This is a genomic window from Micromonospora sp. NPDC005686 (genome assembly GCF_042871665.1).
Taxonomy (GTDB): Bacteria; Actinomycetota; Actinomycetes; order Mycobacteriales; family Micromonosporaceae; genus Micromonospora.
The window spans coordinates 115,097-133,890 of sequence record NZ_JBIAIY010000011.1; the positions used below are offsets into that span (position 1 = coordinate 115,097).

The 18,794-nt window shown below is 75.2% G+C and carries 19 protein-coding genes; 6 read left to right on the forward strand and 13 right to left on the reverse strand.

What is annotated here, in order from left to right; all coding sequences use genetic code 11:
- Positions 1-44: 44 nt before the first annotated feature.
- From ACFYON_RS24195 to ACFYON_RS24215, 5 genes are read right to left on the reverse strand one after another with little or no spacing between them, the layout of a single operon-like run.
- Entirely contained in the window at positions 45-1,088 is a 1,044-nt protein-coding gene (locus ACFYON_RS24195; RefSeq protein ID WP_387189888.1) for a hypothetical protein, read from the reverse strand.
- Positions 1,082-1,771 (reverse strand): ATP-binding cassette domain-containing protein, encoded by a 690-nt coding sequence (locus ACFYON_RS24200; RefSeq protein ID WP_387189891.1) that lies wholly within the window; start codon positions 1,769-1,771, stop codon positions 1,082-1,084. Before ACFYON_RS24200 ends, ACFYON_RS24195 begins: the two co-directional genes overlap by 7 nt.
- Positions 1,768-2,613 (reverse strand): zf-HC2 domain-containing protein, encoded by an 846-nt coding sequence (locus ACFYON_RS24205; protein ID WP_354869475.1) that lies wholly within the window; start codon positions 2,611-2,613, stop codon positions 1,768-1,770. The genes ACFYON_RS24200 and ACFYON_RS24205 overlap by 4 nt, the downstream gene beginning before the upstream one ends.
- A 17-nt stretch (positions 2,614-2,630) precedes the next feature.
- Positions 2,631-2,768 (reverse strand): sigma factor-like helix-turn-helix DNA-binding protein, encoded by a 138-nt coding sequence (locus ACFYON_RS24210; RefSeq protein WP_387188518.1) that lies wholly within the window; start codon positions 2,766-2,768, stop codon positions 2,631-2,633.
- Positions 2,729-3,199, reverse strand: coding sequence for an RNA polymerase sigma factor (locus ACFYON_RS24215; RefSeq protein WP_387188473.1), 471 nt, complete (start codon positions 3,197-3,199; stop codon positions 2,729-2,731). Before ACFYON_RS24215 ends, ACFYON_RS24210 begins: the two co-directional genes overlap by 40 nt.
- 126 nt (positions 3,200-3,325) lie before the next feature.
- Here ACFYON_RS24215 and ACFYON_RS24220 point away from each other — a divergent pair, with 126 nt between their 5' ends.
- Positions 3,326-3,742, forward strand: coding sequence for a hypothetical protein (locus ACFYON_RS24220; protein ID WP_357710827.1), 417 nt, complete (start codon positions 3,326-3,328; stop codon positions 3,740-3,742).
- Here the strand turns inward: ACFYON_RS24220 and ACFYON_RS24225 are convergent.
- The 4 genes from ACFYON_RS24225 to ACFYON_RS24240 are packed head-to-tail and all read right to left on the reverse strand — an operon-like array spanning position 3,739 to position 7,166.
- Complete coding sequence (locus ACFYON_RS24225; protein ID WP_354869480.1) at positions 3,739-4,248, reverse strand: NUDIX domain-containing protein; 510 nt, start codon at positions 4,246-4,248, stop codon at positions 3,739-3,741. The genes ACFYON_RS24220 and ACFYON_RS24225 overlap by 4 nt on opposite strands.
- 9 nt (positions 4,249-4,257) lie before the next feature.
- Positions 4,258-5,145, reverse strand: coding sequence for an SDR family NAD(P)-dependent oxidoreductase (locus ACFYON_RS24230; RefSeq protein ID WP_357710831.1), 888 nt, complete (start codon positions 5,143-5,145; stop codon positions 4,258-4,260).
- A complete protein-coding gene (locus ACFYON_RS24235; protein ID WP_357710834.1) occupies positions 5,142-6,449 on the reverse strand; it encodes an NAD(P)-binding domain-containing protein in 1,308 nt (435 codons plus the stop codon). The genes ACFYON_RS24230 and ACFYON_RS24235 overlap by 4 nt, the downstream gene beginning before the upstream one ends.
- 54 nt (positions 6,450-6,503) lie before the next feature.
- On the reverse strand, positions 6,504-7,166 hold the full coding sequence (locus tag ACFYON_RS24240) for a TetR/AcrR family transcriptional regulator (RefSeq protein ID WP_354869486.1): 663 nt from the start codon (positions 7,164-7,166) through the stop codon (positions 6,504-6,506).
- Positions 7,167-7,239: 73 nt separating this feature from the next.
- On the opposite strand from ACFYON_RS24240, the gene ACFYON_RS24245 reads away from it, so the two are divergent.
- Genes ACFYON_RS24245 through ACFYON_RS24255 form a run of 3 tightly spaced genes read left to right on the forward strand, consistent with a single transcriptional unit; the run spans position 7,240 to position 10,459 of the window.
- On the forward strand, positions 7,240-8,592 hold the full coding sequence (locus ACFYON_RS24245) for an MFS transporter (protein ID WP_354869489.1): 1,353 nt from the start codon (positions 7,240-7,242) through the stop codon (positions 8,590-8,592).
- Between the two features lie 12 nt (positions 8,593-8,604).
- Complete coding sequence (locus ACFYON_RS24250) at positions 8,605-9,810, forward strand: hypothetical protein (RefSeq protein WP_354869492.1); 1,206 nt, start codon at positions 8,605-8,607, stop codon at positions 9,808-9,810.
- A gap of 58 nt (positions 9,811-9,868) precedes the next feature.
- Positions 9,869-10,459 carry a pyridoxamine 5'-phosphate oxidase family protein gene (locus tag ACFYON_RS24255; protein WP_354869495.1) on the forward strand — a complete coding sequence of 197 codons (591 nt, stop codon included), beginning with the start codon at positions 9,869-9,871 and terminating at the stop codon, positions 10,457-10,459.
- A gap of 6 nt (positions 10,460-10,465) precedes the next feature.
- On the opposite strand, the gene ACFYON_RS24260 is transcribed toward ACFYON_RS24255, so the two are convergent.
- Positions 10,466-11,947 (reverse strand): peptide MFS transporter, encoded by a 1,482-nt coding sequence (locus ACFYON_RS24260; RefSeq protein WP_354869496.1) that lies wholly within the window; start codon positions 11,945-11,947, stop codon positions 10,466-10,468.
- Between the two features lie 226 nt (positions 11,948-12,173).
- Between ACFYON_RS24260 and ACFYON_RS24265 the strand changes: the two genes are divergently transcribed.
- Positions 12,174-12,515: an RNA polymerase-binding protein RbpA gene (locus ACFYON_RS24265; protein ID WP_181568348.1), complete on the forward strand. Its 342-nt coding sequence runs from the start codon at positions 12,174-12,176 to the stop codon at positions 12,513-12,515.
- Between the two features lie 64 nt (positions 12,516-12,579).
- On the opposite strand, the gene ACFYON_RS24270 is transcribed toward ACFYON_RS24265, so the two are convergent.
- The 3 genes from ACFYON_RS24270 to lnt are packed head-to-tail and all read right to left on the reverse strand — an operon-like array spanning position 12,580 to position 15,579.
- Positions 12,580-13,101: an FxsA family protein gene (locus ACFYON_RS24270; protein WP_354869498.1), complete on the reverse strand. Its 522-nt coding sequence runs from the start codon at positions 13,099-13,101 to the stop codon at positions 12,580-12,582.
- 53 nt (positions 13,102-13,154) lie between these two features.
- A complete protein-coding gene (locus tag ACFYON_RS24275) occupies positions 13,155-13,946 on the reverse strand; it encodes a polyprenol monophosphomannose synthase (RefSeq protein WP_354869500.1) in 792 nt (263 codons plus the stop codon).
- A gap of 22 nt (positions 13,947-13,968) precedes the next feature.
- Positions 13,969-15,579, reverse strand: a complete 1,611-nt coding sequence (gene lnt / locus ACFYON_RS24280; RefSeq protein WP_387188485.1) for an apolipoprotein N-acyltransferase — start codon at positions 15,577-15,579, stop codon at positions 13,969-13,971.
- 104 nt (positions 15,580-15,683) lie between these two features.
- On the opposite strand from lnt, the gene ACFYON_RS24285 reads away from it, so the two are divergent.
- Entirely contained in the window at positions 15,684-18,788 is a 3,105-nt protein-coding gene (locus ACFYON_RS24285; protein ID WP_357710844.1) for a BTAD domain-containing putative transcriptional regulator, read from the forward strand.
- Positions 18,789-18,794 lie beyond the last annotated feature (6 nt).

Below are 18,794 nucleotides of genomic sequence, written 5' to 3' on the forward strand. Positions count from 1 at the left end.
GATCAGCGGCCGTAGCAGCAGGAGAGCCTGCCGCCAACGCATCCTCACCGACACGGCGTGACCTGCTCGGTCCCCGCGGCGGCGATGCCCCGGACGCCGAGCGGATCGAGGATGTCGCCGACCGGAGCGGCCGAGACGACGGCGTCCCAGTGCGCCGCCAGGATCGCCGTCACCCGTTCGCGCGGCTGACCGAGCAGCGTGACGGCGGCGTCGGTCTCCGCACGGCCTGCTTTGAGCCGGCCGAGTCGCACCTGGTTGCTTTCGAGCACCTTTCGTCCATCGGGCAGGGCCTGCGCGATCAGCCACAGTGCCACGACGGTGCGCATCTGACCCGCACCCGAACATGACTGCTTGCCGAACGGATCGTCCGCGGTCGCCGCCGGCAGGGCCGTGAGCGCCCGCACGTACCGCTGGACCAGGCCGACCCTGGACTGTGCTGCCCATTTGCCGTGTCGGCCCCAGATGAGGTCGGTGTCCACAGTCGGCCTCTCCGCCGTAGCCGACTGCAAAAACTGGACGTTGTCGCGCTGCCGCACGCCAGGCAGGACACCGGCCACGCCCGCCGGCACGGCCCGCGTCACCGGTTCGACGGCATCCCGCCACAGCGGGATCCAACTCTGGTAGCCCGGCAGAGCGCAGTACCGCACGGCGTCGTGCTCTTCGCAGCGCAGTACGGCGGGCCCGATGTAGTCGTCCATCATCGCCTTGGTCACGGGCTGGCTGAAACTACCCGGCTGGTCCCGCATCTGCTGGGACACCGCCACCGCGCCCAGCGCCATGGCTACCACCGCTACCACCGTCGACACCACCATGCGGTACCGCGCCAGTGCGATCGCGACCACCACGGCCAGCAGCGCCAGCAGGTAGGCCGCATGCCAGCCGGTGGGCTCCGGCGCGCCCGGCGCCCAGTTCTGCCGCAGCAGCACTGGCGACAGCCACCAGCCGACGTTGTTGCCACCGTTGCCTATACCAGGCAGCACGTGGATCATAATCGCGCTGGCCACCACCGCGAGCGGGCCCGCCGCGGTCGCCGGCAGCCACCGCCCCACGGCGACCCCGAGGGCGGCGCCGATCGGCGGGATCAGCACGACGGGTGCCAGGTTCCACCCGTCGAAGGTGCCGGCCCGAAGACCGGCCGCCCGTCCCGCATCACGACGACCCGTTCGCACAGCGCACCCACGTCCTCCGTCTGGTGGGTGGACAGCAGCACGGTCCGGCTCTCGCCGAGACGAGAGATCAGGGCCCGGAAGCTCATCCGCTGCTCCGGATCGAGCCCCACGGTCGGCTCGTCGAGGATCAACAGGGCCGGGTTCCCCAACAGGGCCTGCGCCAGAGCGACCCGCTGGCGCATCCCACCGGACAGTTTGCGAACCTTCGTCCCGGCTCGGTCGCTCAACTGGACCTCCTCCAGCACCCGGCGCACCTCACGGTGCCGCTCGCGCCGGTCGGTCAGCTCCTTCAGCACGGCGACGTAGTCAAGCAGGGCGAAGGCGGTGAAGTTCGGATAGAGGCCCGGGTTCTGCGGCAGGTAGCCGAGGCGGCGGCGCAGGGCCGTCCGTTGCTCGGCCGCGGCCGGGTCGTGTCCGAGGACGTGGAGCCGGCCGCAGTCGGGGGCCAGCGCCGTGGCCAGGCAGCGCAGCAGGGTCGTCTTGCCCGCGCCGTTAGGGCCGAGAAAGCCGGTAAGCCCGGTGCCGATCTCCAGATCGACGTCGTCCAAGGCGACAGTGGAGCCGAAGCGCTTGCCGAGCCCGGCGATACGTACGGTGGTCAACGGGAACCTCCCAGTTCGAGGCGGCGCCGCCGCATGATCAGGATCAGGGCGGCCACCAGCCCGGCGACCAGATACGCCGCCTGGGCCGTGGGTCCGAAGATCTGCCGCTGCACGGCCGTGTCGACCGAGACACCGGGCGCGGCCAGCACGTTCGCCAGCACGGTCACCATCGTCAGCCAGGCGCCGCCGAGCAGGCCGGCGGCGAGTTGTAGCGGCATCACCGTGGCCATGGCCAGGGAGCCGAGGCAGAGCAGGAAGGCGGGCAGCAGCCAGGCCACGGCGTACCAGCCGCGATCGGGCAGCAGCATGGCGGCCGCGACGCCCATGCTCATCGAGACCCCCACCACGGCCAGGGCCCGCCACAACACCAGACTCGGACCGGCCATCGGGGTCGTCGAGGAGATCTCGTGCAGGCGGTCGACCACCGCGCCGTACGCGGTCGTCACGGCGAGCACCGGCAGCACCGGCGCCGCCACGAGAAACCACAGCAGGGTGGGCTGCCCTTCCCGGCCCAGGTAGGCGGCCGAGACGGCGAAGGCCAGCACCACCGCGGTGGCCGCCAGCCAGGAGCGGCGCAGCGCCGGGGTGGCCGCCAGGACGAGCGCCCGGTGCTCGGGCACACCGAGCAGGCACAGCATCCGTTCGGCGAGGCTGCGGCGGGGCGCCTGCACCACGTCGAGCACGGCTTGGAAGTTGTCGTCGAGCCAGCGGGGATCGCCACGGACAGTGGCCCGGCAGGGCTCACACCCGGTCATGTGGACCTCCACCGCCATCACCCGGGCCGCGTCGAGCCCACCCCGCTGGTACTCGTCAATCAACTCTGGATGCACGTGCCAGCTCATCCGCCCCTCCTCCGCGTTCACGTCAGCAACTCCCGCAGCCTTGCCCTAGCCCGCATCAAGCGGGTCTTGGCGGTGCCCTCCGGAACGCCGAGCAGCCGAGCCGCCTCGCGCACCGTCAACCCGTCGATCGCGGTGGTCTGGATGACCGCCCGCAGCTCCGGCGGGAGCCGGGAGAGGGCAGCACCAGATCACCGTGCTCGACCCCGAGCAGCACCAACTCCTCGGCGGACGGCGTCGTCACGGCCCCCTCGGGCACGGCCACCCCCGAAACCCCCAGCCATCGATGAGCCGGCCCCCGCAGCGTGGAGAGCAGACGACGGATCGCGATGGTCCAGATCCACGCGGCAGCGTCAGCTCCCGTGTCCGAGTACCGGTGAGCGTCGCGCCACACCGCCACGAATGTGTCCTGGATGGCGGCGTCGACGACGTCGGGGTCGGCGCACCGACGCGTCAGCCGGGCGCGCAGCCATGGGGCATGCCGCCGATGCAGGAGTTGCAGGGCATCCACCTGCGAACGCGCCACCGCGCGCAGCAGCTCGACATCGCTGCTGAGCTCCGTGGCGCGCCCGCCCCCGTCTTCACTCATTCGCTGCACACAAGAGCTATCGCCGTCGTTGCCGCATTCGGTTCACCGACGGTTGACGCTGTCCGACCCGAGAACGGCCCGTACGACGACACCGGCCGGACCGCACCCGTCGCGGCCAACGCCACCATGGACGTCGCCGCGGCCCGGAACGCGCTGTGGCGGGCCGCCGAGGTGACCGGCGCCGACCGGTGGGCCGGGGTACGGCCACCGGCTTCCTGGTCGACGGGCGCGGTGCGCTCGCCGAGTGGGCGTGGCCCGGCAGCAGTCTGCACGGTGCCTGCGGTGCTGATCGAGTCGCTGGTGCAGTCGCGTCCGGTAACGCTGCGGCTGCTGCCCGCGCCGCTGCCGGGCCTGCCCGCCGGGACGCTGCGCGGCATCCCCTGCCGGGGCCGGGTCACCGTCGATGAGCTGACCTGGGCGCCGGGCCGGCTGCGGGCGCGGCTGGTGTCCCCGGTGGCGCAGCGCGTGGTCGTGCACGCGCCGGGCGGCCACCGTGTGGTGGAACTGGCCCCGGACCGGCCGTACGAGGTGGCGTTCGGCTAGATGTTGTCCGGGCAGGTCAGCGCCGGGTGACTCTCCCCCGGCGCGGCGTACCAGGGCGGGGCGTCGTCGGCGAGAGCGGTGCCGATCCGCAGCCGGGACCAGTCGTCCAGGTCGGGCAGCGTGTCCGGGGCGAACCAGGCCACCGCCAGTGACTCGTCGCCGTCGGCCGTCGGCGCCCCGCCGACCGCCCGGCAGCGGAACCAGACGTTCAGGTATTCGCAGGCGTCGCCGTTGGGGTAGACCACCGGATGGGTCGCGACGCCGGCGAGCCGGTCGATCGCCACCTTTACGCCGGTCTCCTCGCGCACCTCACGCACCAGGGCGTCGGCGGGCTGCTCGCCCGGGTCGACGGTGCCGGCCGGGACGGACCAGCGGCCGTTGTCGCCCCGGCGAGCCAGCAGCACCCGGCCCGCGCCGTCGGTGACCACCCCACTGACGCCGTACAGCATCAGCAGGTCGTGGCCGACGTGCCGGCGCAGCCGGGCGATGTAGGGCGAGACAGCCATGCGAGCACGCTACCGGCGGTCCTGCCGGTGCCGCCGGACCATTCCCTCGGCCAGCGCCGCTCCGTCGAGGGCACCGGCGGCCAGCCGCCCGGCGACGGTACGGCGCACGATCCGGTCGGCGAGCGCCGGAGCGTGCCGGGCCAGCGCCATCTCGATCCGGCCGCGCCGGGTGGTGGCCACGTCCCGTGGGGCGCGCCGGGCGGTGGCGGCGCGCAGGATCGCGGCGACCACCCCCTCGACCGGCTCCGGGCGGGACACCCCGCTCAGCGACAGCCCGGCCGCCACGGTGCTGTCGTGGATCGGGGAGGCGACCATGCTGGGGTAGACGACGCTGACGCCGACGTGCGTGCCGACCTCGTGGCGCAGTGCGTCGGCGTACGCGACGAGCGCCCGCTTGCTGACCCCGTACGCGGCGGCGAGCGGCAGCGGCAGCACGGCCATCCGGCTCGCCACGAAGATCACCCGACCGCGGGCTTCCTCCAGGGCGGGCATGGCGGCGGCGGTGGTGCGCCAGGCGGCGAGCAGGTTCACCTCGATCTGGCGGCGCACCACCTCGTCCGGCGGCAGCTCGGCGGGCGCGGGCCCGCCCACCCCGGCGTTGTTGATGAGCAGGTCGAGCCCGCCGAGCCGGTCGACGGCGGCGGCCACCGCGGGTGGCGTCGCGGCCGGGTCGGTCAGGTCGACGCCGAGCACCGGCGGTGTGGCGTCGAGGTCGGCGTGCAGGTCCAGCCCGACCACGCGGGCGCCGGCGGCGGTTAGTGCCGCGCCCAGATGCTGCCCGAACGTGCCCCGGGCGCCGGTGACCAGCACCCGCCGCCCGGCCAGAGCGCTGCGGCCCGGCGCGCCGGCTCCGGTCCGCTGCGGCCCGGCGGCCGGGTCCCGGCCTGCCGCGCTCATCGGGCCGCTCCGGCCCGGCGCCGCCCGGCGGCCAGCTCGCGGCCCAGTTGGGCCAGGTAGACGTCGAAGTCCACGCGCATGTGCGGGCGGCGCTGCCCCCACCGGGCGGTGGCGGCGCGCAGCTCCTCGCGGCAGGCGGCGGCCTGCCGGGCCGCGTCCGGTGGCGCCCAGGTGCCCGCCAGGCGCGCGGCCACCAGCCGGGCCTGCGCCTCGACCAGGGGGAACGCCGCGCCGGTGGACTGCATGAGCCCGACGAACGCCAGCCCGGACGCGTCCAGGTGGAACACGTGCCGGTACAGCGGCAGCCGGTCCGCGCCGTCGCCGACCAGCGCCGCGTCGAGGAACGGCATCTCGACCCGGTAGCCGGTGCACCACACGACCAGGTCGACCTCGTCGGCGCGGCCGTCGGTGAACTCGACCCGGTCGCCGTCGAAGCGGGCGATGCCGGGCCGGGCCTGGATGTCGCCGTGGGTGAGCCGGGACAGCAGCGCGTCGGACAGCGTCGGGTGGTCCTGGAGGAAGCCGTGCGCCGGCGCGGGCAGCCCGTACCGGCTGGGCGACCCGACCGCAGTGGTGATCATGGTCTGGCTGATCCGCTGCCGCAGCCGCCACGGCAGCCGCCGGGCCAGTGCGCCGTTCAGCGTGTCCGAGGGGCGGCCGAGCAGGTACTTCGGGACCACCCAGACGCCGCGGCGCAGCGACAGCAGCGTGCGTTCGGCGGCGTACGAGGCGTCGACGGCGATGTCCATGGCGGAGTTGCCGCCGCCGACCACGAGCACCCGCCGCCCGGCGAGCTGCTCCGGTCCCCGGTAGTCGTGGCTGTGCATCTGCTCGGCCGTGCACTCGCCCGGGTACGGCTCGGGCCGCTTCGGGGACCGGTTGTGCCCGTTGGCGACCACGACCGCCTCGACGTCGACCTCGACCGGGCCGTCCGGGCCGGTGGCACGCACCCGCCAGCCGTCGCCGGCGCGGGTGACCCGCTCGACGGTGTGCCGCAGCCGTACCGCATCGCGCAGCCCGAACCGGTCGGCGTAGTCGCCGAGGTAGCCGGCGACGCGGGTGTGGTCGGGGTAGTCGGGCCAGTCGGCCGGCATCGGGTGGTCGGCGAACTCGGTGCGGCCCTTGCTGGTGTTCAGGTGCAGCGTGCGGTACGCGGGCGAGTCGGGTGCGCCGTACACCCAAAGGCCGCCGAGCGTGTCGGCCGTCTCGAACGCGATCGCCGGGACACCGGCGTCGGCGAGCGCCTTGAGCGTGGCCAGCCCGGCGGCGCCGGCGCCGACGACCGCGACCCTCGGTGTGGCCATACCCGCCTCCTTAATCCAACGACCGATGGATAATCCCCGGAGGGCGGGCCGGCGTCAAGTCCGGGTGTCGTTCGGGCCGCCCTGGTAGAGCGCGTCGAGGAACCGGTGCACGAACGCCCGGAACTCGCGCCGCTCCCGGGCGCCGGACCCGGCCCCGGCGGCCAGCGCCACCACGTGCCCGTGCACCGCCCAGACCAGGCTGCGCACCGTCACGTGCGGGGTCGGCTCGGTCAGCGTGCCCGCCTCGGCCGCGGCCAGCAACAGCTCCTCGACCAACGCGTACAGCGGCGCGGCGTAGCGGCGGTCCAGTTCGCCGTGCCGCTGCGGCTCCAGCCAGCGGCGCAGCCACAGCGCTGTCGTCTCCGGCCGGTCCTCCAGGAAGTCGACGAACACGTCCACCAGGTCGTGCAGCGCCCGCAGCGCGTCGGGCGGCCCGGCCGACAGGGCCGCCCGGGCACGTTCCCCGGCCGCCTCGACGACCTCGCGTTCGGCGCTGAAGACCCGGGCGAAGCAGGCGTCGTAGAGCTGCGCCTTGGCACCGGTGTGGTGCACGACGGTGGCGGCGTCCACGCCCGCCGCGGCGGCGACGTCGCGAACGCTCACCGCGTCGAAGCCCCGCTCGGCGAACAACGCGGTGGCGGCGGCGAGCACCAGGTCACGGGTCGGCCGCTGGTCGTCGCGGCGGGGCCGGCCCGGACGGCGTCGAGGCGTGGTCATCCGGCCATTCTTCCCCCTACAATCCAGCAACCGTTGGATTGGGGTCGGCGTGCCCCGAGGACAGGAGACCGCCATGACCGGGCTGGATCAGCGCTCCGAGGCGCTCACCCTGCCGCGCGGCCCGCTCGTCGGGTTCGCCACCGGCTCGCTCGGCATGGGCGTCTGGGTCACCGTGCCCGGGCTGCTGCTGCTCTACTTCCTGACCGACGTGCTGGCGGTCGCGCCGTGGCTGGCCGGGCTCACGCTGCTGCTGCCGAAGATCGCCGACGTGCTGCTGCACCCGTGGATCGGGCACCGCTGCGACGTGGAGCAGGCCCGCCGGGGCCACCGCCGCAGGCTGCTGCTGGCCGGATGCGCGCTGCCGCTGGCGTTCGCCGGCCTGTTCGCCGTGCCCGGCGGCCTCACCGGCGCCGCCGCGGCGGGCTGGGTGGCGGTGTTCTTCGTGGCCGGCAACCTGCTGTTCGCCGGGTACCAGGTGCCCTACCTGGCGACCCCGGCGGACCTGCGGATCGGCTACCACGAGCGGACCCGGCTGATGGCGTTCCGGATGGTGGTGCTGACCCTCGGCATCCTGGTCTCCGGGCTGCTCGCGCCGCTGCTGGCCGGCGGCGACGACGCGACCCGCGACGGGTACCTGCGGATGGGCGTCGCGCTGGCGGCCGGGATGTTCGCCGCGATGCTGGTCGGCGTCGCCGGGATCGGCCGGTTGCGCCGTGCCGCCGCCGACACGGCCCCGCCGCACGGCCCGGGCGGGTGGCGGGCACTGGGGGCGAGCCTGCGGGACCGGCAGTTCCGCTGGCTGGTCGGCGCGTACCTGGCCATGTCCACCACCACTCACCTGGTGCTCGCCGGGGTGCCCTACTACGCCGAGTACGAGCTCGGCCGCCCCGGCCTCACCACGGTGCTGGTGGCCGCGTTCGTCGCGCCGGCGCTGCTGGTCACCCCGGGCTGGCTGGCGGTGGCGCGGCGGATCGGCAAGCAACGCGCCCTGCTCGCCGGGCAGGCCGCGTTCGCCGCCGGGTCGCTCGTGCTGGCGATCGGCCGTCCGGCCGGGCTGCCGGTGCTGGTGGCCGCCGTGGCGGTGCTCGGGGTGGCGTTCGCCGGCATGCAGCTGCTGCCGTTCTCGATGCTGCCCGACGTGATCCGCGCGGCCGGCGGCACCGAGCGGGCCGGCACGTACACCGGGGTGTGGACCGCCACCGAGGCCACCGGGGCGGCGCTGGGCCCCTACGCGTACGCGTTGTGCCTGGCCGCCGGCGGTTTCGTGGCCTCGACCGCCGGGCAGAGCGTGACCCAGTCCCCGGCCGCGCTCGACGCGCTGCGCTACGGCTTCGGGCTGCTGCCCGCCGCCGTGATGGTGGTCGCGGTGCTGCTGCAACGCCGCTACACCCTCGACGGCGCGGCCCGCGCGAACGCCGCCGGATAGACTCCGCCCCCGATGGACGCCGAGCCCGCCACCGACACCCGACCCTGCGCCCACTGCGGACGTGACGTGCCGCAACGCGTCGGCGCGGGCCGCCCGTTCCGCTACTGCCGGGACAACGACGGCGCCTGCCAGCGGGCCGCCCGCAACTCGCGGATGCGCCACCGCAACTCCCCCGGCCTGCCCGGGCAGGTGGCGCGCACCTGGGAGGCGGTGGACCGGCTCGACCAGATCGTGGAGACGCTCACCGAGGCGCTGCACGCCGAACTGTCCCCGGCCGGCGTGGAACGGCAGCTCGCCGAACTGCGGGCGGAGACGGCCGCGCAGGTCGCGGCGGCCCACGCCGAACGCGACGAGGCCCGCCGGGAGGCCGAGGACGCCACCGCGGCGGCGGCCCGCGGCCGTCAGCAGACCCACGCCGCGTACGCCGAACGCGACGCCGCCACCGACCGCGCCGACCGGGCGGACGCGGCGGCCACGGCGGCGGCCGAGCGGGCCGCCGCGGCCGAGGAGGCCCGCGACGCCGCCCGCGCCGAGGCCGGCGCCGCGCAGGCGCTGCGGGTGCAGGCCGAACGCGACCGCGACGCCGCCCGGCACGAACTGCGCACGGTACGCGCCGAACGCGACACCGAACGCCGCCGGGCGGCCGAGCTGACCGCCGAACGGGACGGCGCCCGCGCCGACGCCGAACGGGCCACCCGCTCCGCGACCGAGGCCCTGGACCGGGCCGAGCAGTCCCGCGCCGAGGCGCAGGCCGCCCAGGGGCGGGCCGCCGAGGCGGAGCGCGCGGCCCGGACCGCCGCTGAACGCGCCGACGCCGAGGCCGCCGCCGTGCGGCAGGCCGTCGCCGAACGGGACCGCGCCGACGTGGCACGCGCCGACGCCGAGGCGGCGCTGGAACGCGCCCGCGCCGAGGCGAGCGCGGCGATCGAGGCCGTCCGTGCCGAGGCTGCCGCCTCCGTCGAGCGCGCCCGTGCCGACATGGCCGCCGCCGTGGAGCAGGCTGCCGCCCGTACCGCCGAGCGGGACGCGCTCGCCGCGGAGCTGGCCGAGGCGCGGCGGGCCGCGAGCGCCGCCGAGGCCCGGGCGGCCGACCTGGCCGCGCGCACGGCCGTGATCGAGGCCGACCGGGACGCCGCGCAGCGCCGGGCCGGGCAGCTCGCCGACCAGGTGAGCGATCTGGCGACCGCACTGGCGCGGCTCGGCACGCGTACCGGCTGAGCGGCCACGGGCTGGGAACGGGGCAGCGCCGCGCCGGGCCGGCGGCGAGGATCGGGGCATGGGAAAGACGTACGAGCGCATCGACGGCCGGCTGCGGGACTTCATCGAGACGCAGCCGATGTTCTTCGTGGCCACCGCCCCGCTGTCCGGTGACGGCACCGTCAACCTGTCCCCGAAAGGGCTGCGCGGCTGCTTCGCGGTGCTCGACGAGCACACCGTGGCATACCTGGACTTCGCCGGCAGCAACGCCGAGACCATCGCCCATCTGCGGGAGAACGGCCGCATCACGCTGATGTGGTGCGCGTTCGCCGGCCCGCCGAACATCGTGCGGGTGCACGGGCGCGGCGAGCCGGTGTTCCGCGACGACCCGCGCTGGCCCGGCCTGCTGCGGCACTTCCCGGACATCGACCCGGGTCCGCACGGTCTGCGGGCGATCATCGTGGCGCACGCCGAGCTGATCCGCGACACGTGCGGCTACGCGGTGCCGTTCATGACCTACGACGCCGACCGTGACCTGCACGAACGCCGGTTCGCCCGGGAGGACGACGCGTCGCTGAGCGCGTACTTCGCCGGCAAGGACCACGTGGCCGCCAGCATCGACGGGCTCCCCGGACTGCCGTTGCCGCTGCCACCGACCCCGGCGGTGTGAGCGCGGTCAGTGGATGCCGGCCATCAGGTGCCGGATCTGGCGGGTGAACATCACCGCGGCCACGCCCAGCAGCACCGAGGCCAGCCCGAAGGTCAGGAAGTACACCGGCTGGGACCAAGTTTCGGCCAGCCGCGCCACCTGACCGCCGATGGCGTCACCGACGGCGGTGGCGAGGAACCACAGGCCCAGCATCTGGCTGGCGTACTTGACCGGGGCGAGTTTCGTGGTGGCGGACAGGCCGACCGGGCTCAGCGACAGCTCACCGGCGACCTGGATCGCGTACACCGCGACAAGCCACAGCGGTGAGACCAGGTCGCCGCCGACGGCGGCCCGCGCGGCGGCGGCCATCAGCACGAACGACAGGCCGTTGAGCACCAGGCCGACGGCGAACTTCGTGGGCGTGGACACCCGGTGCCCGAGCTTGAGCCACAGCGCGGCGGCCAGCGGCGCGCCGATGATGATCAGGATCGGGTTCACCGACTGCAACCAGGAAGCCGGGAAGGTGAACCCGCCCACCGACCGGTCGGTCTGGTCGGCGGCGAAGATGTTCAGCACCGATCCGGCCTGGTCGTAGATGAGCCAGAACGCGGCGGCGAACAGGAACAGCCACACGTACGCCTTCATCCGGCTGCGTTCGGTCCCGCTGATCTCCCGGTCGGTGAGGATCCGCGCGAAGTAGCCGACCGTCACCAGCACCGTGACCACTGTGAGCAGGTTGACCACGGCGTCGACGGTGAACCAGCCGGCCAGCAGCAGCACCAGCAGCACGGCCAGCAGCACGACGCTCGCCACGCCGACGCGGGTCAGCGCGCGCCGCCGGTCCGCGCCGAGCAGCGGGTCCGCCGGGCGGGCGCCCGCGTCGCCCAGGTTGCGGCGGCCCAGCACGTACTGGAGGACGCCGAAGGTCATGCCGATCGCGGCGGCGCCGAACCCCAGATGCCAGTTGATCTTCTCGCCGAGGAAGCCGGTGATCAGAGGGGCGATGAACGCGCCCAGGTTGATGCCCATGTAGAAGATGGAGAACCCGGCGTCGCGACGCGGCGAGTCCCGCTCGTACAGGTCACCCACCATGGTGGAGATGTTCGGTTTGAGCAGACCGGTGCCCAGCACGATCAGCGCCATGCCGGCGAAGACGCTCCACCCGGTGGGGATCGCCATCACGTAGTGGCCGGCGGCGATCACCACGCCGCCCCACAGCACGCTGCGGCGCGCGCCGATCAGCCGGTCGGCGACCCAGCCGCCGGGCAGCGCCATCAGGTAGACCATGGCGTTGTAGGTGCCGTACACGGCGTTGGCGCTGGACTCGCCGATGTCCAGGCCGCCGTCGGCGACCGTGGCGGTCAGGTACAGCACCAGGATCGCCCGCATGCCGTAGAAGCTGAACCGCTCCCACATCTCGGTGAGGAAGAGCGTGGACAGCGCGCGGGGATGACCGAAGAAGGTCTTCCCGGCGGGTGGTCGGGCTCCGACCGGCGCGTCGTTGCTCATCGTCACCTCCGGCACACGGACAGGTGGGTAACATCCCCGCTGGCAGGCGAACCAACCCACCGATTCGGCCCGGCCGGGGACGAGCCCGCCGGGCAGCTGTCATGGCCGGTTACCCTTGACGCTCCCGACCCGTTTACGGCCCTGCCGCCGTGGGCCCGGGGAATGGGCGAGCGGTCACCGGCCGTTACACCCGAAGACCAGCACCACGAACGAGGGGAAGTCGATCATGGGCGAGCGCATGCTGCGCGGTAGCCGGCTGGGAGCGGTCAGCTACGAGTCCGACCGCAACACGGAGCTCGCGCCACGCCAGACCCGCGAGTACCTCTGCGCCAAGGGCCACCAGTTCGAGGTCCCGTTCGCCGTCGACGCCGAGGTCCCGGCGACCTGGGAGTGCAAGTTCGACGGCAGCGTCGCCCGCCTGGTCGACGGCACCGAGCCGGAGCAGAAGAAGGCCAAGCCGCCGCGTACCCACTGGGACATGCTGCTGGAGCGGCGCTCGATCGCCGAGCTGGAGGACATCCTCGCCGAGCGTCTCCAGGAGGTCCGTACCCGCCGCGGTCGTGCCTGACCGTCCGTAACGCGCTGAAACGCCCCCGGGTGATCCCGGGGGCGTTTCGCTGTCTCCAGGCGCCTCAGCGGTCGACGATCTCGCCCTCGATGGCCTTGCCCGGGTCGGTGACCGGCGACGGCGACGGAGCCGGTGCGGGCTCAGGGGCCGGCTGCGACGCACCACGGTACACACGCACCCGGCGCGGCCCGAACAGGTCACCGGCCACCATCGACGACACCCGCCGCTCGGTGGCCCGGCGCACCCCGCCACCGGCCAGCCGGCGCAGCGGCGGCACCAGCAACAGCAGCCCCACCACGCCGCTGACCAGGCCCGGCAGCGCCAGCAGCAACGCACCAAGCAGGCCGATCAGCCCGTCGGTCACCTCCGGCCCCGGCGGCCGGCCGGCCTGCGCCGCCGCGCGGAAGCCGCGCCACGCCCGCATGCCCTCACGGCGCAGCAGCACCAGGCCCAGCAGGGACGCCCCGAACACCAGCAGCACCGCCGCGCCGAACCCGACAGCGCGGCCGACCAGCACGAAAACGGTCACCTCCAGCAGCGCGAGCAGCAGCAGGGCCGGTGGCACGAACTTCAGTCCTCGGCGCATCTCACCTCATCAGCACGGGGTCATCACGCACCTCAAGCATGACACGCCCTCGCTCAAGGCCAGCGCGCGAGCGCGTCCGGGCGAGACGACGCGGCCGCCAGGCGGTCCCGCACCCCCCAGCGGGTGACCCGCCACAGCGCCTCCGCCACGATCAGCGGGCTCATCTTGCTGTCGCCGTGTTCCCGCTCGGCGAACGTGATCGGCACCTCCACGATCCGCACCCCGGCGCGGTGCGCCAGCCGGGACAGCTCCACCTGGAAGGCGTACCCCTGCGAACGCACCGAATCCAGGTCGATCGCGTCCAGCGCGCTGGACCGGTACACCCGGTAGCCGCCGGTGGCGTCGCTGACCGGCATGCCCAGCGCCAGCCGCGCGTACAGGTTGCCGACCCGGGACAGCAGCAGCCGCCGCCACGGCCAGTTCAGCACCCGCGCGCCGCGGGTCCACCGGGAGCCGATCACCACGTCGGCGTCGTTGGCGGCGTGCAGCAGCGCCGGCAGGTCCTCCGGGGCGTGCGAGCCGTCGGCGTCCATCTCCACCACCGCGTCGTAGCCGCGTGCCCGCGCCCAGGCGAACCCGGCCAGGTAGGCCGCGCCGAGCCCTTCCTTGCCGGCCCGGTGCAGCACGTGCACCCGCGGATCGCCGGCGGCGATCGTGTCGGCGATCGCGCCGGTGCCGTCGGGGCTGTTGTCGTCGGCGACGAGGACGTCCACCGCCGGCGCCGCCTCGCGCACCCGGGCGACGATGCGCCCCACGTTGTCGGCCTCGTTGTAGGTGGGGATGACCACCAGGACCCGTCCCACCCCGGGATGACCGACCGTCCGCCTGTCGGCTGCCACGCCCACCGTCGCACCGCCTCTCGTCGGCTCAGCCGGGAGCGACCTCCCGGCGGCGGCGCAGCACCGCCGCGCCGGCCAGGGCGGCGACCGCCAGCGCCGTCAGCGCCACCTCCGGCCACACTCCGGCCGTGGTCGCCGGGGTGCGCCCGTCGCCGAGTTCCATCTGCCGCACCACCACCGCGGCGGTGTTGAACCCGGTCGCACCGTCTACCCGCCCGTCCGGGGAAACGAACCCGGACACCCCGACGGTGGAGGCCATCAACGCCGCCCGGCCGTGCTCCACGGCCCGCAGCCGCACCATCGCCAACTGCTGGCGGGCCTCGGCCACGTCGAACGTGGCGTTGTTCGTCTGCACCACCAGCAGTTGCGCGCCGCCGGTGACGGTGTCCCGGACGATGCCGTCGTAGGCGACCTCGAAACAGATCACGTCGCCGAGGACGGCCGGGCCGGCGTCCAGGACACCGGGACGGTCACCGGCTACGAAATCGGACCGGACCCGGTCGACCTGGGAGCTGACCTTGCGGGCGATGGACCGCAACGGCACGTACTCGGCGAACGGCACCGGATGTCGTTTCGTGTACACCTGATCCAGGTCCGGGCCGGTGCCCGGCCGCCACAGCAGCCCCGCGTTGCGCACCTCACCCGCCCCCGGGCCGACCAGCACGGCACCGACCAGGATCGGTGCGCCGATCGCGTCTGCGGCCAGGGAGATCCGCTCCCCCGCGCCCGCGTTGCGCAGCGGGTCGATGTCGCTGGAGTTCTCCGGCCACACCACCACGTCGGGGCGGTCCTGCCCGCCCTCGGCGACCCTCCGCGCCAGCTCCAGCGTCGCGTCGACGTGGTTGTTCAGCACCGCCTGCCGCTGCGCGTTGAAGTCCAGCCCGAGACGCGGCACGTTGCCCTGCACGACGGCCACGGTGACGGTGTCGCCCGCGCCGCGTACCCCCGTCGGCACGGCCGTGCCGACGGCGAGCAGCGCCACCAGGACGGCGGTGAGCCCGGCCACCGGCCGCCACTGCCCGGGTGCGCGCCGCCAGTCCCGCCACGCGGCGGTGACCAGCAGCCCACCGGCGACCGCGACGGCGAACGTGACCAACGGGGCGCCGCCGAGCGCGGCCAGCTTCAGCAGCGGCGAGGTGTCCTGGCTGAACGCCAGCCGCCCCCACGGGAACCCGCCGAACGGGGCGCGGTCACGCAGCGCCTCCTGCCCCACCCACAGCACACCGGTCAGCAGCGGCCACACCGCCCGCTGCCGGTCGGCCAGCGGCGAGACCCAGGCCGCGGCGGCGCCCAGCAGCGCCAGATAGGCGGCCTGCAGCAGCGACAGCAGCGCCCACGGCAGGTAGCCGGTGTGCAGGTTCGTCCACTCCAGCAGCGGCGCGAACAACGCCAGCCCGGTCAGAAAGCCCAGGCCGGCGCCGGCGCGCAGCCGCCGTCGGTGCACGGCGGCGGCCAGCAACGCCACACCGACCGGCGCCAGCGGCCACCACCCGTACGGCGGGAACGCCAGCAGCAGCGCCACCCCCGCCGCCACGGCGGCCGGCACGGCCAGCGTCCACGGCAGGGGACGCGCGCCGCCGGCAACGGGTGCCCCGTCGGTGGCACGCGGCTGTTCCCGGTCCAGTGTCGTCACCGGCATCCCCCCACGATCACTGGCCGAAGGCTACCCGCCCGCACCGGCGGGCGGCCGTAGCGGTGTGGGGCGTGCCACGCGCGCGGCGCGGACAGGCGACAATCGGGCGCATGCGGTTCGGTGTGCTCGGCGCGACGCAGGCGTACGCCGCTGACGGCAGCGTGCTGCCGGTCACCGGCGTACGGCTACGCGCGCTGCTGGTGCTGCTGCTCGACGCCGACCGCACCGTGACGCCGCAGCGCCTTACCGACGGCGTGTACGGCGACCGGCCGCCCGAGCAGGCCGCGAACGCGCTCCAGTCGCAGGTGTCGCGGCTGCGCCGGTCACTGCCCGGCGTGCCCATCGAGTTCGGGCCGGCCGGCTACCGGCTGGCGATCGACAGGCAGCGGGTTGACGTACACCGGTTCACCGCACTGGCCGAGGCCGGGCGGGCCGCGCTGGCCGCCGGTGATCCGGCCGGCGCGGCGGCGCTGCTGCGCGACGCGCTCGGGCTGTGGCGCGGCGAACCCCTCGCGGACGTGACCGTGGCGCCCTTCGCCGAGGCGGAGGCGGCCCGGCTGCGCCAGGCCCGCCTGGCCGCGGTCGAGGATCGCGTCGAGGCGGAGCTGGCCCTGGCGCCGGCCGCCGCGCCGCTGATCGCCGAGCTGCGGGACCTGGTGGCGGCACATCCGCTGCGGGAACGGCTGCACGGGCTGCTGATGCGGGCCCTGCACGGCGCCGGCCGCCGCGCCGAGGCGCTCGCCGTCTACGCCGACGCGCGCCGGGTGCTGGCCGAGGAGCTGGGCACCGACCCGTCGGCGGAGCTGGTCGCGTTGCACACGGCGCTGCTGCGTGACGACGCCGCGCCGCCCGCCCGGCTGCCTAGCCCGCTGACCAGTTTCGTCGGCCGGGACGGGGAACTGCGGCGCGTCGGGGAGCTGCTCGGCTCGGCGCGGCTGGTCACCCTGCACGGACCGGGCGGCGCCGGCAAGACCCGGCTGGCCACCACCGTCGCGTCCGGCCACGACGGCCCGGTGTGCCTGGTGGAGCTGGCCGCTGTCGCACCCGGGGCGGCGGTAGCGCCGGCCGTGCTGGCGGCGCTGGACCTGCGCGACGCCGGCCTGCGCACACCCGGCGGCCCGGCTGACCTGACCGCCCGGCTGGTGGCGGCGCTGGCCGACCGGCGGCTGCTGCTGGTGCTGGACAACTGCGAACACGTGATCGACGACGCGGCCCGGCTGACCGGCCGGCTGCTCGCCGCCGCGCCCGGACTGCGGGTGCTCGCCACCAGTCGGGAGCCGCTGGGCCTCACCGGCGAGGCGCTGTGCCCGGTCGGCGGGCTGCCCGCACCGGACGGGCCGGCCGCGCCGGAGACCGCCGCCGCGTACCCGGCGGTGCGGCTGTTCACCGACCGGGCCGCCGACGTGTCACCCGGGTTCCGTCTCGACGCCGCCACCACCCCGGCGGTGCTGCGGATCTGCCGTACCCTCGACGGGCTGCCGCTGGCCCTGGAGCTGGCCGCGGCGCGGCTGCGGGCCCTGCCGGTGACGCAGGTCGCGGCGCGTCTGGACGACCGGTTCCGGCTGCTGCGCCGCGGCGACCGCACCGCGGCCCCCCGGCACCGCACGCTGGAGGCGGTCGTGGGGTGGAGCTGGGACCTGCTCGACGCCCCGGAGCGGCGGCTGGCCGCCCGGATGAGCGTGTTCGCCGGCGCCGCCGACCTGGCCGCGGTGCAGGCGGTGTGCGCGCCGGACGCCGGTGACGTCCTGGACGTGCTCGCCGGCCTGGTGGACAAGTCGCTGGTGGAGGCCACCGGCGGGCGCTACCGGATGCTGGAGACGATCCGCGAGTTCGCGGCGGCCCGGCTGGCCGAGCACGGCGAGACCGGGCGGGTGCGGGACGCGCACGCCGCGTACTTCCTGGATCTGGCGCTGGCCGGCGACGCGGGCCTGCGCGGCGGCGGCCAGGACCGGTGGCTGCGCCGCCTGGACGCCGCGCGCGACGACCTGCACGTGGCGCTGCGGCACGCGGACACCGCCACCGGGTTGCGGCTGGTCGCGACGCTGGCGTTCTACTGGTGGCTGCGGGGCCTGCGCGGCGAGGGCGCGGCGCTGGCCCGGCGGCTGGTCGGCCGGCTCGACGGCCCGCCCGACGGCCTGTCCGAGGAGTACGCGCTGGGCCTGCTGGTCGCCACGCTCGCCGGCGGCGACCGCAGCGACGTGGACACCGCGTCGCGGATCCTGTGGACCCTGGCCCGCCCGCCCCGGCATCCGTTCCTGCTCTACCTGTCCGGCATGGCCAGCGGTCCCCCGTCACCGCAGGACGCGGCGGCGCTGCACGAGCAGGCCGTCCGGGACCGGCTGGTCGGCGCCGACCCGTGGAGCCGGGCGCTGGGCCTGCTGGGTACCGCGATGGTCGGCATACTGCACGGCCGCCACGAGCAGGCCCGCACCGACCTGGACGCCGCGCTGGCCGGTTTCCGGGCCCTGGACGACCGCTGGGGCATGATCGTGACGCTGAGCACGCTGGCCGAGGCCGCCTACCGCACCGGCGACGTCGGGTCGGCGGCCGCGCCGATGGCGCAGGCGCTGGACCTGGCCGAGCAGCTCGGCTCCACCCTCGACCTGGCGGAACTGCTGCGTACCCGCGCCGACGGGCGGCTGCTCGCCGGTGACCTGCCCGGCGCGGCCGAGGACTACCGGCGGGTGCGGCGCATCGCCGGTCCGGCCGGCGCGCCGGAACTGGTCGCCGCCGCGCATCTGGGTCTCGCCGAGATCGCCCGCCGCGACGGCGACCCGCAGCAGGCGCGGGCGCTGTGCGAGCGGGCGGTCGCCGACTGCCCGTCGGGCTGGTTCGGCGCCGAGGTGGTGCGGCTGGCGGCGCTGGTGATGCTCGGGCAGCTCGCCGACGCCGCCGGCGACCCGGCGGCCGCCCGCGGCCACTACCGGCAGGTCCTCACCGCCGGTGCCGGGGTGTGGGACGTGCCGGTGGTGGCCGCGGCGGCGGACGGGCTGGCCGGGCCGCTGCTGCGCGCCGGCGACCACGAGACGGCGGCCCGCCTGCTCGGCGCGGCGGCGGCGCTGCTGGCGGGCACCGGCGCGGCCGACGCCCCGGCCGGCACACCGACCGCCGCCACGCTGCGGGAACGCCTGGGTGAGGCGGCGTTCACCAGCCCGTACGCCCAAGGCGCGGGCCTGCCCCGGCAGCGGGCCCTGGCGCTGCTCGACGGCCGCTGACCGGCG

Bases quoted from the DNA above. Each gene is read 5' to 3' on its own strand.
- ACFYON_RS24205 (WP_354869475.1), bottom strand. From the start codon at position 2,613: ATGAGCTGGCACGTGCATCCAGAGTTGATTGACGAGTACCAGCGGGGT.
- ACFYON_RS24215 (WP_387188473.1), bottom strand. From the start codon at position 3,199: ATGAGTGAAGACGGGGGCGGGCGCGCCACGGAGCTCAGCAGCGATGTC.
- ACFYON_RS24220 (WP_357710827.1), top strand. From the start codon at position 3,326: ATGGACGTCGCCGCGGCCCGGAACGCGCTGTGGCGGGCCGCCGAGGTG.
- ACFYON_RS24225 (WP_354869480.1), bottom strand. From the start codon at position 4,248: ATGGCTGTCTCGCCCTACATCGCCCGGCTGCGCCGGCACGTCGGCCAC.
- ACFYON_RS24230 (WP_357710831.1), bottom strand. From the start codon at position 5,145: ATGAGCGCGGCAGGCCGGGACCCGGCCGCCGGGCCGCAGCGGACCGGA.
- ACFYON_RS24235 (WP_357710834.1), bottom strand. From the start codon at position 6,449: ATGGCCACACCGAGGGTCGCGGTCGTCGGCGCCGGCGCCGCCGGGCTG.
- ACFYON_RS24240 (WP_354869486.1), bottom strand. From the start codon at position 7,166: ATGACCACGCCTCGACGCCGTCCGGGCCGGCCCCGCCGCGACGACCAG.
- ACFYON_RS24245 (WP_354869489.1), top strand. From the start codon at position 7,240: ATGACCGGGCTGGATCAGCGCTCCGAGGCGCTCACCCTGCCGCGCGGC.
- ACFYON_RS24250 (WP_354869492.1), top strand. From the start codon at position 8,605: ATGGACGCCGAGCCCGCCACCGACACCCGACCCTGCGCCCACTGCGGA.
- ACFYON_RS24255 (WP_354869495.1), top strand. From the start codon at position 9,869: ATGGGAAAGACGTACGAGCGCATCGACGGCCGGCTGCGGGACTTCATC.
- ACFYON_RS24260 (WP_354869496.1), bottom strand. From the start codon at position 11,947: ATGAGCAACGACGCGCCGGTCGGAGCCCGACCACCCGCCGGGAAGACC.
- ACFYON_RS24265 (WP_181568348.1), top strand. From the start codon at position 12,174: ATGGGCGAGCGCATGCTGCGCGGTAGCCGGCTGGGAGCGGTCAGCTAC.
- ACFYON_RS24270 (WP_354869498.1), bottom strand. From the start codon at position 13,101: ATGCGCCGAGGACTGAAGTTCGTGCCACCGGCCCTGCTGCTGCTCGCG.
- lnt (WP_387188485.1), bottom strand. From the start codon at position 15,579: ATGCCGGTGACGACACTGGACCGGGAACAGCCGCGTGCCACCGACGGG.
- ACFYON_RS24285 (WP_357710844.1), top strand. From the start codon at position 15,684: ATGCGGTTCGGTGTGCTCGGCGCGACGCAGGCGTACGCCGCTGACGGC.